We start from the raw sequence: 17,552 nt of genomic DNA, 5'->3' as shown, positions 1-17,552 counted from the left end.
GTGATATCATGACAAAGTGGAAAGCAGTTTTTATTGGATTTATATTAGCAGTAATCGTGAAAGCTTTTTTTGCACACTATGAGTTTGTGGGATTACTAATTGTTGGCTTCATTACTGGATATATTGCCCATAGCGGATTTTTTGGAGGGCTGTGGAATGCTGCTGTTGCAGGAGCATTTGGTACAATCGTCTGTGCAATATTATTCATCATACTTGCAACATTTGGCGGAGCAATGATTGGAATGTTCGGAGGCTTAACCGGATTTACAATTTCAGGAATTAGTGGTTTAACCGCCGTTATAAGCGATTTAATTTATTATGCAATTGTCATGGGAATTACAGGAGCAATTGGAGGAGCAATAGCTTCTAAAGACAGAAATTAAGTTTTTGGAGATTATATAATGAAATATGATTTAGGATTAAATATGAAAGCATTAGTATTCGGAGCGGCAATAGCTGCGGGATGCATACTGCTTGGATTTCAATACAATGACTGGCTTTACCCATTCTCAGCAATAGGACTTTTATATGCCGGATATGGACAAGGAAACATAAAAATGGGAACATTAATGGGTGCATTGGCTTCCACACCAATTGCAATATTATTTTTAGAAGGATATTTTGGTCAACCTTCTGGCTTTTTCGTGACTGAAACTGGAATCTATGCAGTTGTAGGTTTAATTATCCTTGTTGGAGCAATGGTTGGTTTTGTTGGTGCATGGACTAAAAGAAGCCGTGAAAAAGCAATGATAGAATACGAAAAACAACAAAAAATTGGTAAAAATAAAAATAAAAAGAAAAAAGCTGAAGTTCAAAAAACTAATGAAAAAACAACTTTTGTAGATAAAATATTTAAAAAATAATAACAAAATTATGTTATTATTTTTTCTAATTCATCTCTTTCTATTCCTCTTTTAATTTCAACAGCTACTCTTCTACCCATACTCATTGGTTTACCATATGTTAAGTAGGAGTAAGGAGAACCGTCCATAAATGTGTTTGTTCCACCATCAGTTCTTGCACTGATTTCAAAACAGATTACTTCTAAATTATCGTTTACTAAAGTTTGCATACAGAATGGACCATTTAATCCAGGAGCAACTAATTTTTTAGCACTTTCGGTTAATTTATCAGCAATGTCAAATACCTGTGGGAGTAAAGATTCACGAATAACAGCAGGGTGGTTACCAGTAACTACATAAGATGGGCTTAAATCAATGTCTAACTGATCTTTAGCAGGCATTCTTACAAAGCCGTCAATACTTGATTCGTATCTTGTATCCATACCCATTAATTCAACTGTATCGTCAAGTGCTGAGTAGAAATAGTGTATACAGTAATTACATCCAGAAACATATTCTTCAATGTGTGCTGCTTTTGCATCGTCGTCATCTAACCATCCACGTGCTTTCATAGCTTCAATTTTGTCATTGAATTCTTCAGTAGATGATGCTACAAAGTAACCTCTTCCACCTCTTGCTCCAGGGAATTTAACCATTACCGGCCTGTCAATTTCTGAAGGGTCATCGTATTTGAATGGAATTCTTACGCCTCCTTCTACAAGAAGTGCTCTTTCCTTATCCCTTTCAGCTTCCCATCTGAGTACGTCCCTGTTACCAAACATTGGAACATTGAATTTATCTTCAACATTTTCAAGTCCAGCATATGCAACAAAAGATCCATGAGGAACGACAATAGCATTCATATCTCTAAGTTGTTGCTGAACTTCTTCATTAACAATGTCTTCAAATTCGTCAATGATAATGTATTCATCAGCTACATCAAAACGTTTATACGGAATTTCACGACCTTTTTTACAAACAATTGCTGTTCTAAATCCTTCTTCTTTAGCACCTTGCAAGATGTGTAAAGAAGTATGACTTCCAAGAGTGGCTATAGTGATTTCATCCTTGTCATATTTAGCCAAAATATCTAAAATATCTTCCTTTTTAACTTCACCCATTATATCTTCTCCTCAAAGAATGATGATATTATATATGTTTTTATGAATTTATAATATTTTTTATTTGGATTAATATTAAAAATAATAACAAACAAACATTATTATGAAATCACAAAGGAAAAGATAAAATGTTAATCGGTTTAATTTCAGATACTCATATCCCCGACAGGGCTAGAATAATACCTCAAAATGTTATTGATGCATTTAGTGATGTTGATTTGATTTTGCATGCTGGAGATTTAACTTCTCTTGAGGTTATTGAAGAATTGGAAAATATCGCACCAGTCATGGCAGTTCAGGGAAATATGGATAGAGCCAATGGAATTAATCTCCCGAAAGCAAAAACATTAGAAGCCGAAGGCGTAAAAATTGGATTAATACATGGAGAAGTTTATCCAAGAGCAGATACACAGCAATTAGTGTATCTGGCAAAAGAACTTAATGTTGACATATTAGTTTCCGGCCACTCACACCAACCAAAAATAGAACAGACTGACGGAGTTCTGTTAATCAATCCAGGAAGTCCAATCGTGCCGAGACTTGCAGATAGAACTGTAATGTTACTTGAAATACATGATAAAGAAGTAGACGTGCAAATCGTTAAGGTTGGAGCGCCGGTGTGCAGTGCACTAGATTTTGATAAATTCAAGAGGGATTAAAATGGGAAGCAGATGGCAAGTAGAAAAACATAAGGATCCGTATTATAAAAAAGCAAAACAGGAAGATTATCGTTCAAGAGCATCATATAAACTCAAACAACTCGATAAAAAATTCAAAATCATAAAACAAGGCAATACCGTTGTAGATTTGGGAGCTGCCCCAGGAGGATGGTCACAAGTAGCTCTTGAAAAAGTTGGAGAAGACGGAATTGTAGTCGGCGTTGATTTGAACAGATTTAAAAAATTCCAGGAAGAAAACTACTATGGAATCAGAGGAGATTTTACAACTCCAGAAGTCCAAGAAAAAATTATCGAGCTGATTGGAGGAAAAGCAAAAGTTGTAATGTCCGATGCATCACCATCACTAAGCGGAATTAAAAATATCGACCAGCTGAGGTCAATAGATTTGACAAATGCAGTCATTGGAATAGCTGAAAATATTCTTGAAGAAAAAGGAAATCTGGTTATGAAAGTATTTCAAGGCCCTGAATATAAAGCAATGCTTGATTCTCTAAAAGGAAAATTCAGACAAGTCAAAACAACAAAACCTGCATCATCCCGTAAAAAAAGTTCTGAAATGTATGTAGTGGGACTTGGATACAGACCTAAAAAAAATAGAAAAGAAAATAAAAATTAAAGATTATTGTATGCATTATTAGCTGCTTCCAATTTCTCTTTGGCAAAGGAAATTCTACTATCCACCTCATTAGATGGTTTACCTGCATCTAAAGCACTTTGAACATTTTCAATAGCTGAATTTGCTCTTGACAGTTCAATTTTAGCAGCATTATATGTTTGAATATCATCAGCGCTGCCTGCATAATAAGTAGCTTTAACACTGTCAAATTTAATTGACAGATTGTCATATGACGCTTTAAGCTCTGCAAGCTCATCATACTGATTTCCAGATGATATTTCATTGGTAATTCCTGATGAAACCATACTGTATCCCACATAAGCTACAACAATGATTGTTGCAATTATCATAATGATTCCAACAACAGAAATTAACATAGAAGTTGATTTAAATAAGCTTAATCTTGATTTTCTCATAATAACCTCAATTTAACATATAGTTTTTATGTAACTAATAAGTTTATTACTTTAAGTATATAATCTTTTACTTATCAAATGCTCTCATACAATATTTTTTTATAGTGTGAAATCTTAATAAAAATATAATGAATTCCACTACAAAATCTCAAACATTAATTAGAAAATTCGAAGAATTTTTCGCAACATCCTACAAAGACGATGTGTTCGAAATACTGGAAAAATACCCGGATGAACGATCACTCAATGTAGATTACAATGCATTGGAGTTATTCGATCCTGACTTGGCTGATTTATTAATAGAAAAACCTGAAGAAGTTATTGAATCTGCCCAAACAGCGATTAAAAATATTGATCCGCTGGTAAAAGATGCTGATTTAAATATTCGTTTTGAAAATCTTTCCAATATAATTCAGCTAAAAGACCTATTAAGTAAATATATCGGCACCTTTGTTGCAGCAGACGGCATTGTGAGAAAAACTGACGAAATAAGACCTCGTATTGAAACAGGTGTTTTTGAATGTAGAGGATGTATGAGATTGCACGAGGTCGAACAGAGTTCCGGAAACAGAATCATAGAACCTTCATTATGTAGTGAATGTGGTGGAAGGTCATTTAGATTACTTCAGGAAGAATCAAAATACATTGATACACAAACTGCAAGAATGCAGGAACCTTTGGAGAACTTATCTGGAGGAACTGAACCTAAACAAATGCTGATGATTCTTGAAGATGATTTGGTGGATGAACTAAATCCCGGAGACAAAGTAAGAATTACAGGAACCTTAAAAACATTCAGAGAAGAGAGAAGCGGCAAATTTAAAAATTACATTTATGTAAACCATATTGAACCATTGGAACAGGAATTTGAAGAATTGCACCTCTCTGAAGAAGACGAAGAAAAGATTCTTGAACTGTCAGAAGACCCTAATATTTACGAAAAAATTATCAGATCAACTGCACCTTCCATCAGAGGATACAGAGATGTTAAAGAGGCCATTGCACTTCAATTATTCGGAGGAGCTGCAAAACAGCTTGAAGACGAAACCAAACTTAGGGGAGATATCCACATTTTAATTGTAGGAGACCCAGGTATTGGTAAATCCCAGATATTAAAATATGTTTCAAGACTTGCTCCTAGAAGTATCTATACAAGCGGTAAAGGTACAAGTGGTGCGGGTTTAACTGCAGCCGCAGTCAGGGATGAACTCGGCGGATGGTCACTTGAGGCAGGTGCATTGGTACTTGGAGACCAGGGTAACGTATGTGTTGACGAACTGGACAAGATGAGATCAGAAGACAGATCAGCACTTCACGAAGCATTGGAACAGCAGACTGTAAGTATTGCTAAGGCAGGAATTATGGCTACTTTAAATTCAAGATGTTCCGTTCTTGCAGCAGCAAACCCTAAATTTGGAAGATTTGACAGATATAAAGTTCTTGCTGAACAAATTGACTTACCTGCGCCAATTATATCACGTTTTGATTTAATATTTGTTATTGAAGACAAACCAAGTGTTGAAGGAGATACAAAATTAGCTGAGCACATCTTAAAAATACACCAGTCAAATACCGTCGAATATGAAATTGAACCCGAATTACTTAGAAAATATATTGCATACGCCCGTAAAAATGTTAATCCAAAATTAACTGATGAAGCAAATGACATCTTAAAAACATTTTATGTAAGCACAAGGAACAGCAATACAGAAGAGCAAGGCCCTGTACCAATTACAGCAAGACAGCTGGAAGCTCTTATTCGTCTGGCAGAAGCCTGTGCTAAAATTAAACTAAAAGACTTTGTTGAAAAAGAAGATGCGGAAAAAGCAGTTAGATTGACTTTAGCATGTCTTAAGGATGTTGGAGTGGACCCTGAAACCGGAAAGATTGACGTTGAAGTCATGGAAGGAAGAACACCAACTTCCGAGCGAGAAAAAATGCAAAAAGTAATGGAAGAGATTGGCCTTTTAGAAGAGGAATACGGAGGTCAAGCACCGATGAACGTGCTGGTCTCAAACATGGCCGACAAATACGACATGAGCGAAGAAAAAGTCGAATCCTTTGTTAGAAACTTAAATCAAAAAGGATTGATTTACTTCCCAACTACAGGATATATTAAGCGCGCTTAATATTTCCAAATCTTATTTTTTTAAAAAATTTCATGAAAAAATCCTAAAATAACAATACATTAATAAAGGATTAAAACTAAAATTAAAATATTATACTTATACTGATTTTTTAAGGAGAGATAACATGGACAAATATGAAGATTTATTAGAAAGAGCAATAGACCAATTACCTCCTGAAGTATTTGAACATAAAAGATTCAAAATCCCTAAAGCTTATTCAGATATCCAAGGTAATAGAACCTTTATTAAAAACTTTAAAGATGTTGCAGAAGGTTTAAACAGAGACCCTCAACATTTATTAAAATTCTTAATGAGAGAATTAGGTACTGCAGGAAACATTGAAGGTCAAAGAGCAATATTACAAGGTAAATTTACACATTACTTAATCAACGAAAGAATTGAAGATTATGTAGACAAATACGTAATTTGCCACGAATGTAACAGACCAGATACCAGAATTATTAGAGAAGGTAGAATATTCTTACTTAAATGTGCTGCATGCGGTGCTACAGCACCTTTAAAATCCTTATAATTCTACTTTTTTATTTTATTTTTATTGATATTATGTTTTGTCCAGAGTGCGGAAGTACAGATAAAGAAATGATTGGCGATGTCTGTATTGACTGTTTTTTAAAAGAATTTCAGATGATTGAAATACCTAAAAACATTGACATACAAATATGCAGCCATTGTAACAGTAAACTAGAAGAAGGAAAATGGATTGACGAGTTCATCCCAGAAGAAGAAATCATCTACCGTGCACTCGAGAGAAATATTAAAATCGCCGATGAAGTTTCAAATGAAATTATCAATCTTGAAATTGACCAAATAAAAGGAACAATAGCTGATTGTTTTGTTGAAGTTACAGGGGAAGTTCATGGAGTTCAGATTGAAGAAACTCATGAAACTCAGGTTAAAATTAGAAAAACAGTTTGCCCAACCTGCAGTAAAGTTCAGGCAGGATATTATGAAACTGTAATTCAGTTTAGAGCAGACAGACGCGAAATAAAACCTGAAGAATATGCCAAAGCCGATGAAGTAGTTGAAAGGACATTAATAAAACAATCCAAAGTGGATAAACTGGCATATTGCCCTCAAATAGCTAAACTCAAAGAAGGATATGATTACTATATAGGATCCTTTAAAACCGGGAAAAAAGTAGCAGAAGCACTAAAAGAAGAATTTGGAGGAATAATAAAAGAATCTCCAAGACTAATTAGTGAAGACAAATCTACAGGAAAAGGGCTTTACAGAATTTGGATTTCAGTCAGAATTCCAGAATTTGAAATCAGCGATTTTATCAGATATGACAATAAAATAATGCAAATAAAAAGCATTAGTAAAAATAGCTTTGTTGGAGTGGAAATTTCAACAGATAAAAAGCACAATATCCCTATGAAACATATGGAGGATATTGAACTTGTTAAAAAAGCAAGTGATATTGAAACTACCACAATAATTTCAAAATCTCCACAGTACCTGCAAATTTTAGATCCTGTTGATTACTCTGCAGTTGATCTGGATATGAAAGAGGAATTTGCAGATTTGAATGTCGGGGAGGAAGTGAAACTTATCAGATTGGATGGTTACGTTTATTTATTAATTTAAGTGATAAAATGAGCATTGAAGAAAAAATTCAGTTAATCGAGAAAGGAACCTTAGAAGTTATAGATACAGAAGAATTAAAAGAAGTACTCCAAAAAGAACAACCTATAGCTTATACCGGTTATGAACCTTCCGGAAAAATCCATTTAGGACATGCAGTGACTGTACAGAAATTAAAACAATTGCAAAGCTTAGGTTTTAAAATTAAAATCCTTTTAGCAGATTATCATGCATTTTTAAATGGAAAAGGAACCCTAGAAGAAATAGCAGAAACTGCCGAATACAACAAAAAATGTTTCCAGGCTTTAGGTCTTGATGAAACAACTGAATTTGTTTTAGGATCATCTTTTCAATTGGAACCTGACTACACTGATAAAGTTTACCAATTAGCCACTATGACAACCTTAAAAAGAGCAAGAAGAAGTATGGATCAGGTAAGTCGTGCAGATGATAATCCAAAAGTGGCTAGCGTAATTTATCCGATTATGCAAACAGTGGACATGGCTGCTTTAGAAGTTGACATTGCACTTGGAGGAATGGAACAGAGAAAAATCCAAATGTTAGCACGTGAAAACCTTGAAAAAATAGGTGAAAATGTGCCTGTTTGTATTCACACCCCATTATTGCACGGTCTTGACGGTGATGCCAAAATGTCTTCCAGCAAAGGAAACTACATTGCAGTAGATGATTCCGTTGAAGAAATCACCAAAAAAATCAAGAAAAGCTTCTGCCCACAAGGAGAGGTTGAAGGAAATCCTATTATTGAAATTGCAGAAACATTCGTTTTCCCAAATCAAGATACTTTACTTATCAAACGACCTGAAAAATTCGGGGGAGACATTGAACTTACACATGATGAACTGATTAAAGACTTCAGTGAAGGAAACCTACACCCAATGGATTTAAAAAATGGAATTAAAGACTTCTTAATTGAATTCTTTGCACCTGTAAGAGAATACATGGAGGAAAATTAAATGCAAGAAGAAAAAGAAGAGTTTCAAATGGGTTTGCCAAACGGTGTTGGAGAAGCCATGCTTGCTCACGCATATGAGAAATTCGACATCAAATTAGAACAGACCGAATTCGGCCCAGTTTTGATTGGAGAATACGATGAACTTGTTAAAACTAAAGAATTTTTAGCAAATGCTATCCAAGAAAGATTAAACGAATTGGAAGGAAAAACTTCTGAAAATAAAAATGAATGAATTAAATTAAGAGTTTCAATATCTCTTTTAATTCATCAATTTTTCTCATTTTTTCATGATCATCTACTTTTTTAACTCAGTTTCGGATTTAATCCCTAATCATGATATGCAGTCCGGACAAATTCCAAGATATGGTGCTACCGCCTTTTTAATATCTGAGGATACCTTATTTACACCATTATTGGCATCAATAATTTCATGGGTGTAATTTTTAGCCAAATTTAAATAGTTTTCCTTAACTCCGGTTAAAAATTCCTCATTTTCAAAAGTGTCTTTGCCGGAAGTCCTTGCAACTGATTTGGCAACATCCAAATCCATTAAAATTAACAGATCTGGCTTTTTAGCATATCTATTTAAAACTTCAACCCATTCTGCAGGTTCCTGATAAGCCAAACTTGAGATAAATGACCTGTCTGAAATTATTATTTTGGATTTGTCTTCCAACTTATCCATTATTAACATTCTATCGGCTGCAAACAGCAGAGCTAATGTTTTTTGCAGTCTTTCAGTTGTTGCATCAGGACGCTGTAAAATCTCTCTGATTAACTTCCCAACTTCAGAATCAGTTGGCTCAACCAATGTTTCAACCCTGAATCCATTGGCTTCAAGCCATTCTTTTAACATTCCAATTTGAGTTGATTTTCCGGCGCCGTCTATTCCTTCAAATACTATATACATAAAATAGAATATGTTTTAATTTAATATATAATTAATTACAAAAAGATAAATGAATAAATCAATTCAAGGTGTTTAAATAAAATGGTTTTAGAAGAATTATTAGCTCCAGCAGGTTCCTATGAAGTATTGGTTATTGCTGTCAATGCAGGCGCTGATGCTGTTTATATTGCTGGGCAAAATTATGGGGCGAGAGCATACGCTAAAAACTTCACTATCGAAGAAATTGAGAAAGCAGTCAACTATGCTCATTTGAATGGCGTTAAAGTCCACGTTACTGTCAATACGTTAATAAACAATTTCGAAATTGTGGATGTGATGAAATACTTGTTTAAACTGTATCAGATTGGAGTTGATGCAGTTATTGTACAGGATTTCGGATTAATCTGGCTTTTAAAAACATTCATTCCAGAGTTGGAAGTCCATGCATCAACACAGATGGGACTGAACAATTATTCATCAATCAAATGGGCCAGTAAAAACAATATTAAAAGAGTTGTGCTTCCAAGAGAAGTTAATATTGACCAAATCAGACAAACCACAGAACAGCTTAAAAAAGACAATATTGACATGGACATTGAAGTATTTGGACATGGAGCACTATGCTACTGTGTCAGCGGAAAATGTTATATGTCCTCATATAACAGTGGAAGAAGCGGCAACAGAGGAGCTTGTGCACAACCATGCAGAAGAGAATATCGCTTAAAGTACAGAGGATACAATATAGGTAACGGTTATCTTCTGTCAACACATGACCTTGCAACCTACAACCATTTGGATGAAATTGCAGATGCAGGAGTGAAATCCCTCAAGCTTGAAGGCAGAATGAAATCTGGAGACTATATAGGAACCATAGTAAACAGTTACAGAAATCTTATTGACGGAAAACCTGGAGATTATAAAAAAGACCTGCACCTTGTTTTCAACAGACAATTCACCGACGGATACATCATGGGAGATAAACCCGGAGACGTTATGGGAAGAGGCCATTCTGGCCATGAAGGACTCTACATCGGAGACATCACAAACATTGAAGACACCAAAGTCACAATTGAGATTAAAAACAAAGAAATTCCGGTCATCTTAGAACCTGGAGATGGAATTGCATTTAAATACAACGGCAAAATCAAAGGAATTTATCTGGAAAACATCATAAAACAGGATGAAAATGAAATCATTATAGACACCACACGCCTTGTTAAAGTCGGAACTGAAGTATTCATCAGCTATTCCAAATCCACTCATGATTATTTAAAGCAATTTGAAAAAGAAACCATAAAAAATAATGTTCCAATCAGCTTATCATTGACATGGGATGAAAATCTGAACCTCTTTACCAAAGTTGAATTTTACCTTGATGATGAGTTAATTAATTTCAGACACAAAACATTAGACAAATTTGAAAAGGCTAAAAATAAGCCTGTGACTGAAGAAACCATATCCCAACAGCTTAATAAAACCGGAGGCACACCATTTTACATTGAAAACATCAAATTCAACAACATGCCTCAGGACATTTTCATTCCAATTCGTGAAATTAACCAGATTAGGCGTGAAATCCTGGATACTGCTACAGAAATGCTACAGAATCATTACACCCCTACTAAAAAATCTGTGAAAGCAGTCCGTAAAAACTTAACCAAATTCTTTGAAGATTATGAAGCGGATAAAGGTAAAATCAAAAAGAAAAAACCTAAATTATCCATATTTATTGATGATTTGTCACAAATAAAAGCGGCTTCAGGATTTGATTTGAAAAGGATTTATTTTGATGGAAATTGCCACTACAACAATCCTGATGACTACTTTGAAAACATAAAGGAAACCCTGAAAAAAGGAAGTTTAATGGCGGCTCCAACAGAATTCGTTTGGGTATTGTCTTCATTCATCTCAGAAGAGGAAGCCATCAAATGCAATCAAATAATTAAAGATCTGGAAAATGAAGGAATAATAGTTTCAGTAATGGGCGATTTTCCGGCAATGAATGAAATATTCGACTGTGCAATTTATGGAAATCATAATTTGAATGTTTGGAATAGCTTTTGTGTTAGAAATTTAAATGCATCAGGATTCAAATCATTAATCCTATCATCAGAGCTTTCAGGTGCAGAAATAAAGGAATTGGTAAAAAGAAACCATGACCGAAACATTGATTTGGAGATGATTGTCAATGGAAATCTGGAAGTAATTGTGAGTAAGGATGATTTCACTAACCTGAATGATGGAAAAGACTTTATTATTTCAAATGATGCGGATTATGCAACCTTGGAAGACAAAAAACGGAAAAAATTCAAATATAAAATCTTTTTCGACTACAACAAACAAAGCCATATCATCAACAAGGATTGCTTATGCCTAATTGAAGAGATGAATAACATCAAAGAATTGGGTCTTGATTCATTGATTCTTGATTGCAGATATTCCAATGAAAAATACACATCACAGATTTTATCAATTTACACCGAAAGCCTTCAAAATAAGGATGATGAAGAGCTGACAAAATACAAATACCAAATCATGGATTTCTCACAATCCTACATTAACAAAGGCAATTTCATTGAAGGCAGATTACACGAGGACAAATAATGAGAATTCCTGAACTACTAGCACCTGTCGGATCAATGGACCATTTAAAAGTAGCAATTAATGCCGGAGCCAGTTCCGTTTATTTGTCAGGGAAAGATTACGGTGCCCGCAAATATGCCGAAAACTTTACACTGGATGAGATTAACGAAGCAGTAAACATGGCGCACCTCCATAATGTCAAGGTTTACGTTACTGTCAATACCTTAATTAAACAGGACGAACTGGAAGACGTGATAAATTACGCATCCCAGTTATATGCAATCGGCGTGGATGCGATTTTAGTCCAGGACTTGGGACTGGTGGAGCTGATAAACACTCATCTGCCCAAACTAAAAATACATGCATCAACACAAATGACTGCTGAAAACCAGCTTAAAATAAATTATATTGAAAGCAAAGGAATTAAAAGAATTGTTCTTCCACGTGAAATGCGAAAGGAAGAAATCGAACAGCTGAAAACAAATATGGAGCTTGAAATATTTGCACATGGGGCACTATGCTATTGTTATTCTGGCCAATGCCTTATGAGTAGTTTTAAAGGCGGACGAAGTGGAAATAGAGGCACCTGTGCCCAGCCATGCCGTCAGAAATATAAAATCCAAGGTATAAAAAGAGAAGACTATTACCTTTCCCCGTGCGATTTAAGCCTTTATAACCAATTGAAAGAAATTGCAGAGATGAATATATCCTGCATTAAAATTGAAGGCAGAATGAGAAGCAAAGAGTATTTGGCCATTGTGATAAGCAGTTACCGCAAAGCACTGAACAAATTAAAGAGCGGGAAAGAAATAAGAAGTGAAGAAATAAATCTGGTTTTCAATAGGGGATTTAGTGAAGGCCAATTCAGCCACCAATCCAAAAGAAGCCTGAGAGCGGGCCATATCGGATTGAAAATAGGGCGTGTCATTGATTCGCATAAAAACAGAATTGCAATCAGATTGGACAATTCTCTTAAAAACATTCCTGAAAAAGGAGATGGACTTTTAATTGTTAAAAACAGCAATGATTACGGTTTTGAAATATCTCAGAATCCAACAATAACAACTCTAAATCACTTTAAGAAAGGTAAAAATAAAGAAATTAAAGACTTGAACAGGAAAGACAGAGTTCTGATTGTTAAAAAAGTATGGCAAAACAAAAAAAGTGATTTTAATTTAAATGAATCAGACGTATATCTGACCAAAAGAAATAAACTAACTAAAAAAGTCAAAGAAATTGAAAACAAGGCAACCAGTTTTGTCAAATCCAAACTGACACTAACATTTTCAATTAAAAATAACTTCCCAATTCTTAAGGGGAAATTAACTTTGGCCAATAAAAAAGAGGTCAAATGTGAAGTGAGGGGAAACACTCCATTTGAAAAGCCCCTTAAAAAGGCAGTCAGTGCAGATACCGTTAAAAATCAGCTTTCAAAAACTGATAATTATCCCTACGAAATTGTACAAATTAACGTTAACTATGACGGGACACTGTTTATTCCAATAAGCAAGATTAATGAGCTAAGAAGAAACTTATTTAAAACATTGGAAAACGAAATCAATAATTTATACAAACATGAAACTAAAAAAATAAGCCTAAAAAACAACATTAACATTAACGGCACCACAGAAGCAAATATATCTTATTATACAAATAATTTAAATGACTTAAAAAATATTATCGGAGTCGAAAGAGTCTATTTGGAAATTCCAAATGACAATGATGATTTGGACATGGCATTTAACGGAAATCCGAATCTGAATTACATGATTAACTTTTTAAAAACAGCATGTGAAATATCCTACACCAAAGATTATGAATTAATCTGGAAATGGCCGGATATTGCTCATGACAAGCTAATTAAACTGCTAAATAAAGTCAGAGGAATCTTAAATAAAATGCATTATAACATCCCAATCATGGCCAACTCATTCAATGGAGAATACGGGCCATATTCCATGAATATTACCAACACTGAAACAATAAAAAGCCTTAAAAACTATAAAATCCTAACAGTATCACCCGAACTTACCAAAAAAGATTATGAAGACATTATTGCAAATTGTGAAACTCCAGATAAGTTAGAATTGCTGGTGCAGGGGTCAGTTGAGCTAATGAAAAGCAGGTATCTGCTGTTATATGGAAATGAACTTAAGAAAAATTATGAAAATTATCTTATTGATAGAAAAAACAGAAAGTACCCGATTCATAAAAGCATATCCGATGAGGAGATAATCATCTTTAATGACAGCGAACTTTCACTGCTTGAAGAAATCAACCATCTTAAAAATATTGGCTTTTGCAATTTCGCAATAGACGGTCGTTATAAAGATGAAAACCATTATAAAATAATTGATGTTTATAAATCCGCATTAAATGGAAAAATCAGCAAAAAAGAATTGTTAAAATACAGTCCCAAAAATACCTTGGGAAACTATCAATAATACTCATCAAATGCTCTCGGCAAATATTGAATATATACTTAAATACTAAATTATATTACAAAAGGGGTTTGGTAAAAATGCAAGGGGAAAGAATTACATTGCAAAATATAAAAGGAATAGGAGATAAAATCTCTGAAAAAATATTAAATAGTGTTGGAGGCGAAGAAGAACTCCAAAAAATAGTTGATAATGTCGATGTTGAAAAAATAGCTAATATCGAGGGGATAAGTCAACGAAAAGCAATTGAAATAATGAACCAATTGTTAAATATGCCCACTTATGAGTTTATAAAAAGCGACAGGGCTATGGAGCTTTATGAAGACATCATAAACAAAATATTATCCTATTCAAATACAACCTACTCAAAAAACAGAATCCTATTACTTTCTCCAACCAAAGATATTGATAAAATTAATTCCCAACTCGATTTTGTAATGAATGCTAAAGATCACGTATCACAACTCCCAATAATCAAATTAAGAGGCTTAATGAGAAATTTAAAAGAAGTTGAAGAGGCCAAACCCGAATATGATCCAAGTAAAGCCATTCTGGTTGAGCGTGAAGAGGATAACGCTTACCTCACAGACCTGGGTCTGAACCAATATTATCCAATCATTACTGCAAGTGATTCCCCATTGCTTCAGGAAGAAATGATGAATTACGATTTGGTATTTTATGTTTATTCGCAGGGAGTTCTTGATTTTGACGGAATGCCAAATCTTGTAATGATTAACATTGAAGAAAATGACTATGAAATTGTTCCGGAAAAAATAATTAATTTCTTTATTCAAAATAAGGATCTGTTTACAAGAGTTCATGAAATCCAGAAAATCAGAAATAAGGAAAGTGTACTTGGAGACATCATCCCCATCATTGATGAATTAAATATCATCGATAAAAGGGAAGTTGATATTGAAGACCTTGTCCTTTCTCTAAAAGATGAGATGGATGAAGAATTAGAAAAATCTATAAAAAATATTGATCTTGAAGGAGATGAAATACTCAACCTATTAAACAATAACTTCCCTCCAAAGATTAGTAAAATATTTGACGAAATTATAAATAAACGCAAGGACATCATCCGTGAAAAAACCGGAATGAGTTTTGACCCATATCTCAGGACATATCCAATCACAATTGACGAAACAGAAATCCAACGAGTAACCCTAGAACAGTCATCCAAAAAGGAAAACGATATTTTTGATATTAAAAAGAGTGCTGCAATTCAACTAAACTCCATTAAAAAAAGAGCTGTCGAAGAAGTTGAAGATGCAATAAAATTCGACTATGAATTCAGTTTGGGAAGCTTCGCATATGAATACGATTTGTGCAGACCTGAATTCGGCGACGAAATAAAATTGAATGGAGCATTGCATCTGGAACTGGCACTTAAAAAAGATAAGGATTATATTCAAGCTGTCGATTATCAGTTAACACAAGATGAAAACATTGCACTTTTAACCGGAGCAAACAGTGGAGGAAAAACCACACTTCTGGAAACACTAACACAAATATCCATAATGGCACAAATGGGACTTCCGGTAAGTGCAGATAGTGCTGAAATAAAATTATTTGATGAAATTTATCACTTCTCCAAAAAACGGTCACTAGATGCTGGTGCATTTGAATCGTTTTTGAATGTGTTCATACCAATCGTCACCACCAATAGTGAAAAGTTAGTATTACTAGATGAACTTGAAGGAATAACCGAACTTGATGCAGCAGTTAAAATCATATCCACATTTATTGATATGATAAAAGAATCCAATTCTTATGGAGTGATTGTGACCCATATGGCACGAGAACTAATGAATTACACTGATATCAGAGTAGATGGTATTGAAGCTAAAGGATTGGACGAAAATTATAATTTAATTGTTGATAGAACACCTAAAATGAATTTCCTTGCAAAAAGTACCCCTGAATTAATTCTAAAAAGAATATATGAAAAATCAGATGATGAATTAAAAGCAGTGTATGCCAGAATTTTAGAAAAATTCTAAAAACATATACTACTTTTTACTATTTTTAATCCATTTAACAATAAATTCATTAACTATTCGAAAACACTACATGTATAGTAATATAATTCAAATAATAAAATATGGGCAAGAAACTTTTTTGGAAACAAATAGATTAGAAGCATTTTATGATGCCATAATAGCAATTATAGTAACTGTTTTAGTACTGGAGTTACCTCAACCTGAAACTGCGACCCTTGCAGGAATATCTGCTTTAAAGATTTCATATTTCACTTATTTAGTTAGTTTTCTGGTTTGTGCAAATCTCTGGCAATACCATCATCTGATATATGCTCATGTAGAAAAAATTGATTCAAAAATTATTTGGTTAAACATTTTTTTAATGTTTGTAATCTCACTAATTCCCTATTTAACAATTTTTGTTGCAAATAATCCAAATTCCCTATTAAGTGAATCTTTATATGGTTTGGATTTCATTTTAATCTATATTATTTTATTTATCATGAGCAGATATTTAATAAAAATTAATGCCGATAACGAATACCTGCCTAGTGTTTTGGATTTGAAAAATGCGATAATCATTCCACTAATATTTCTAATTATAGGATTTATTATTGGATTTTTAGGCCATCCTATTGCAATTAGTATTGTTTGCTTGATTTTGATTATAAGATCAATTTTGCATTCAATCAGATAAATTAATTCAATGAATACCATTAAAATTTTTTACCAATTTCATAAGCTTCAATTAGCTTATTCGGCTGATTTCGAACATCACCCAAGCTTCCAACATCCAAAACATCCAATATCTGATAATGCATATTCATTTGGAACGGTTGTATTTTTGTAAGTTCAATATATGAATCATAATAACCTTCACGCCCCAAATGAGTAAAAATCAATGCAACTTTACCTGTTAATGGAATTAACGGATTATGAGTTATGCCGTACATTCTATCCAGCAATACTTTCAAATCACCAGTCATCTGACCAAAATATATTGGGGTTGAAACAATTAATCCTTCGGATTCTGCAATCTGATGAGTTACTGTCAAACCGTCATCCTTAAAAACACAGTCTTTTCCACTCATGCACACACCACAACCTCTGCATGCATGAACGTCCAAATCACCAATATAATGTTTAATTATATTATGGCCGTTTTCTTCGGCTCCACGAATCATTTCATCAAGTAACATGTCCGTATTTGCATGTTTTCTTGGAGATCCCATTATCGCTACAATATCCATTATAATCCTCCCATGTTATTAT

17 protein-coding genes are annotated in these 17,552 nt (G+C 33.8%); 13 read left to right on the top strand and 4 right to left on the bottom strand.

The genetic code is table 11. The features are described from left to right. Positions 1-8: 8 nt before the first annotated feature. Positions 9-383, top strand: a complete 375-nt coding sequence (locus ACJMLH_RS04865; RefSeq protein ID WP_405275266.1) for a DUF5518 domain-containing protein — start codon at positions 9-11, stop codon at positions 381-383. Between the two features lie 18 nt (positions 384-401). After that, positions 402-863, top strand: coding sequence for a hypothetical protein (locus tag ACJMLH_RS04860; RefSeq protein ID WP_405275264.1), 462 nt, complete (start codon positions 402-404; stop codon positions 861-863). Between the two features lie 8 nt (positions 864-871). Here the strand turns inward: ACJMLH_RS04860 and ACJMLH_RS04855 are convergent, their stop codons facing one another. After that, positions 872-1,963 carry a formate--phosphoribosylaminoimidazolecarboxamide ligase gene (locus ACJMLH_RS04855; protein ID WP_405275262.1) on the bottom strand — a complete coding sequence of 364 codons (1,092 nt, stop codon included), beginning with the start codon at positions 1,961-1,963 and terminating at the stop codon, positions 872-874. 128 nt (positions 1,964-2,091) lie between these two features. Between ACJMLH_RS04855 and ACJMLH_RS04850 the strand changes: the two genes are divergently transcribed. Together ACJMLH_RS04850 and ACJMLH_RS04845 are read left to right on the top strand one after the other, a co-directional pair. Next, positions 2,092-2,622, top strand: a complete 531-nt coding sequence (locus ACJMLH_RS04850) for a metallophosphoesterase (protein WP_405275260.1) — start codon at positions 2,092-2,094, stop codon at positions 2,620-2,622. Position 2,623: 1 nt separating this feature from the next. After that, positions 2,624-3,259, top strand: coding sequence for an RlmE family RNA methyltransferase (locus ACJMLH_RS04845; protein WP_405275257.1), 636 nt, complete (start codon positions 2,624-2,626; stop codon positions 3,257-3,259). On the opposite strand, the gene ACJMLH_RS04840 is transcribed toward ACJMLH_RS04845, so the two are convergent. Beyond that, on the bottom strand, positions 3,256-3,675 hold the full coding sequence (locus tag ACJMLH_RS04840; protein WP_405275255.1) for a hypothetical protein: 420 nt from the start codon (positions 3,673-3,675) through the stop codon (positions 3,256-3,258). The two genes, ACJMLH_RS04845 and ACJMLH_RS04840, sit on opposite strands and share 4 nt — an antisense overlap. 128 nt (positions 3,676-3,803) lie before the next feature. Here ACJMLH_RS04840 and mcm point away from each other — a divergent pair, with 128 nt between their 5' ends. The 5 genes from mcm to ACJMLH_RS04815 all read left to right on the top strand — a co-directional run bounded on the left by mcm (position 3,804) and on the right by ACJMLH_RS04815 (position 8,614). Then, positions 3,804-5,804: a minichromosome maintenance protein MCM gene (gene mcm / locus ACJMLH_RS04835; RefSeq protein ID WP_405275253.1), complete on the top strand. Its 2,001-nt coding sequence runs from the start codon at positions 3,804-3,806 to the stop codon at positions 5,802-5,804. 124 nt (positions 5,805-5,928) lie between these two features. Further along, positions 5,929-6,336: a translation initiation factor IF-2 subunit beta gene (locus ACJMLH_RS04830; protein ID WP_067040760.1), complete on the top strand. Its 408-nt coding sequence runs from the start codon at positions 5,929-5,931 to the stop codon at positions 6,334-6,336. A 32-nt stretch (positions 6,337-6,368) separates the two neighbouring features. Beyond that, complete coding sequence (locus tag ACJMLH_RS04825) at positions 6,369-7,412, top strand: 60S ribosomal export protein NMD3 (RefSeq protein ID WP_405275251.1); 1,044 nt, start codon at positions 6,369-6,371, stop codon at positions 7,410-7,412. Between the two features lie 8 nt (positions 7,413-7,420). Next, positions 7,421-8,383, top strand: a complete 963-nt coding sequence (locus ACJMLH_RS04820; protein ID WP_405275248.1) for a tyrosine--tRNA ligase — start codon at positions 7,421-7,423, stop codon at positions 8,381-8,383. Continuing rightward, positions 8,384-8,614: a hypothetical protein gene (locus ACJMLH_RS04815; RefSeq protein WP_405275246.1), complete on the top strand. Its 231-nt coding sequence runs from the start codon at positions 8,384-8,386 to the stop codon at positions 8,612-8,614. It abuts the gene before it with no gap. A gap of 99 nt (positions 8,615-8,713) precedes the next feature. Here the strand turns inward: ACJMLH_RS04815 and tmk are convergent, their stop codons facing one another. Then, a complete protein-coding gene (gene tmk / locus ACJMLH_RS04810) occupies positions 8,714-9,292 on the bottom strand; it encodes a dTMP kinase (protein ID WP_405275244.1) in 579 nt (192 codons plus the stop codon). A gap of 81 nt (positions 9,293-9,373) precedes the next feature. Here tmk and ACJMLH_RS04805 point away from each other — a divergent pair, with 81 nt between their 5' ends. The 4 genes from ACJMLH_RS04805 to ACJMLH_RS04790 all read left to right on the top strand — a co-directional run bounded on the left by ACJMLH_RS04805 (position 9,374) and on the right by ACJMLH_RS04790 (position 16,977). Next, a complete protein-coding gene (locus tag ACJMLH_RS04805; RefSeq protein ID WP_405275242.1) occupies positions 9,374-11,875 on the top strand; it encodes a DUF3656 domain-containing protein in 2,502 nt (833 codons plus the stop codon). Continuing rightward, positions 11,875-14,298 carry a DUF3656 domain-containing protein gene (locus ACJMLH_RS04800; protein ID WP_405275240.1) on the top strand — a complete coding sequence of 808 codons (2,424 nt, stop codon included), beginning with the start codon at positions 11,875-11,877 and terminating at the stop codon, positions 14,296-14,298. Before ACJMLH_RS04805 ends, ACJMLH_RS04800 begins: the two co-directional genes overlap by 1 nt. 77 nt (positions 14,299-14,375) lie before the next feature. After that, positions 14,376-16,301 carry a MutS-related protein gene (locus tag ACJMLH_RS04795; protein WP_405275238.1) on the top strand — a complete coding sequence of 642 codons (1,926 nt, stop codon included), beginning with the start codon at positions 14,376-14,378 and terminating at the stop codon, positions 16,299-16,301. Between the two features lie 118 nt (positions 16,302-16,419). Continuing rightward, on the top strand, positions 16,420-16,977 hold the full coding sequence (locus tag ACJMLH_RS04790) for a TMEM175 family protein (protein WP_405275236.1): 558 nt from the start codon (positions 16,420-16,422) through the stop codon (positions 16,975-16,977). A 19-nt stretch (positions 16,978-16,996) separates the two neighbouring features. Here the strand turns inward: ACJMLH_RS04790 and ACJMLH_RS04785 are convergent, their stop codons facing one another. Continuing rightward, positions 16,997-17,530, bottom strand: coding sequence for a flavodoxin family protein (locus ACJMLH_RS04785; RefSeq protein ID WP_405275234.1), 534 nt, complete (start codon positions 17,528-17,530; stop codon positions 16,997-16,999). Between the last annotated feature and the right edge of the window lie 22 nt (positions 17,531-17,552).

Source organism: Methanobrevibacter sp., assembly GCF_045116495.1.
Taxonomy (GTDB): domain Archaea; phylum Methanobacteriota; class Methanobacteria; order Methanobacteriales; family Methanobacteriaceae; genus Methanocatella.
Note: the sequence above shows the minus strand (reverse complement) of the source record. Positions and strands in the feature narration are given on the sequence as shown.

Bases quoted from the DNA above. Each gene is read 5' to 3' on its own strand.
- ACJMLH_RS04860 (WP_405275264.1), top strand. From the start codon at position 402: ATGAAATATGATTTAGGATTAAATATGAAAGCATTAGTATTCGGAGCG.
- ACJMLH_RS04820 (WP_405275248.1), top strand. From the start codon at position 7,421: ATGAGCATTGAAGAAAAAATTCAGTTAATCGAGAAAGGAACCTTAGAA.
- ACJMLH_RS04840 (WP_405275255.1), bottom strand. From the start codon at position 3,675: ATGAGAAAATCAAGATTAAGCTTATTTAAATCAACTTCTATGTTAATT.
- ACJMLH_RS04850 (WP_405275260.1), top strand. From the start codon at position 2,092: ATGTTAATCGGTTTAATTTCAGATACTCATATCCCCGACAGGGCTAGA.
- ACJMLH_RS04830 (WP_067040760.1), top strand. From the start codon at position 5,929: ATGGACAAATATGAAGATTTATTAGAAAGAGCAATAGACCAATTACCT.
- ACJMLH_RS04845 (WP_405275257.1), top strand. From the start codon at position 2,624: ATGGGAAGCAGATGGCAAGTAGAAAAACATAAGGATCCGTATTATAAA.
- ACJMLH_RS04805 (WP_405275242.1), top strand. From the start codon at position 9,374: ATGGTTTTAGAAGAATTATTAGCTCCAGCAGGTTCCTATGAAGTATTG.
- mcm (WP_405275253.1), top strand. From the start codon at position 3,804: ATGAATTCCACTACAAAATCTCAAACATTAATTAGAAAATTCGAAGAA.
- tmk (WP_405275244.1), bottom strand. From the start codon at position 9,292: ATGTATATAGTATTTGAAGGAATAGACGGCGCCGGAAAATCAACTCAA.
- ACJMLH_RS04865 (WP_405275266.1), top strand. From the start codon at position 9: ATGACAAAGTGGAAAGCAGTTTTTATTGGATTTATATTAGCAGTAATC.
- ACJMLH_RS04825 (WP_405275251.1), top strand. From the start codon at position 6,369: ATGTTTTGTCCAGAGTGCGGAAGTACAGATAAAGAAATGATTGGCGAT.
- ACJMLH_RS04785 (WP_405275234.1), bottom strand. From the start codon at position 17,530: ATGGATATTGTAGCGATAATGGGATCTCCAAGAAAACATGCAAATACG.
- ACJMLH_RS04815 (WP_405275246.1), top strand. From the start codon at position 8,384: ATGCAAGAAGAAAAAGAAGAGTTTCAAATGGGTTTGCCAAACGGTGTT.
- ACJMLH_RS04795 (WP_405275238.1), top strand. From the start codon at position 14,376: ATGCAAGGGGAAAGAATTACATTGCAAAATATAAAAGGAATAGGAGAT.
- ACJMLH_RS04855 (WP_405275262.1), bottom strand. From the start codon at position 1,963: ATGGGTGAAGTTAAAAAGGAAGATATTTTAGATATTTTGGCTAAATAT.
- ACJMLH_RS04800 (WP_405275240.1), top strand. From the start codon at position 11,875: ATGAGAATTCCTGAACTACTAGCACCTGTCGGATCAATGGACCATTTA.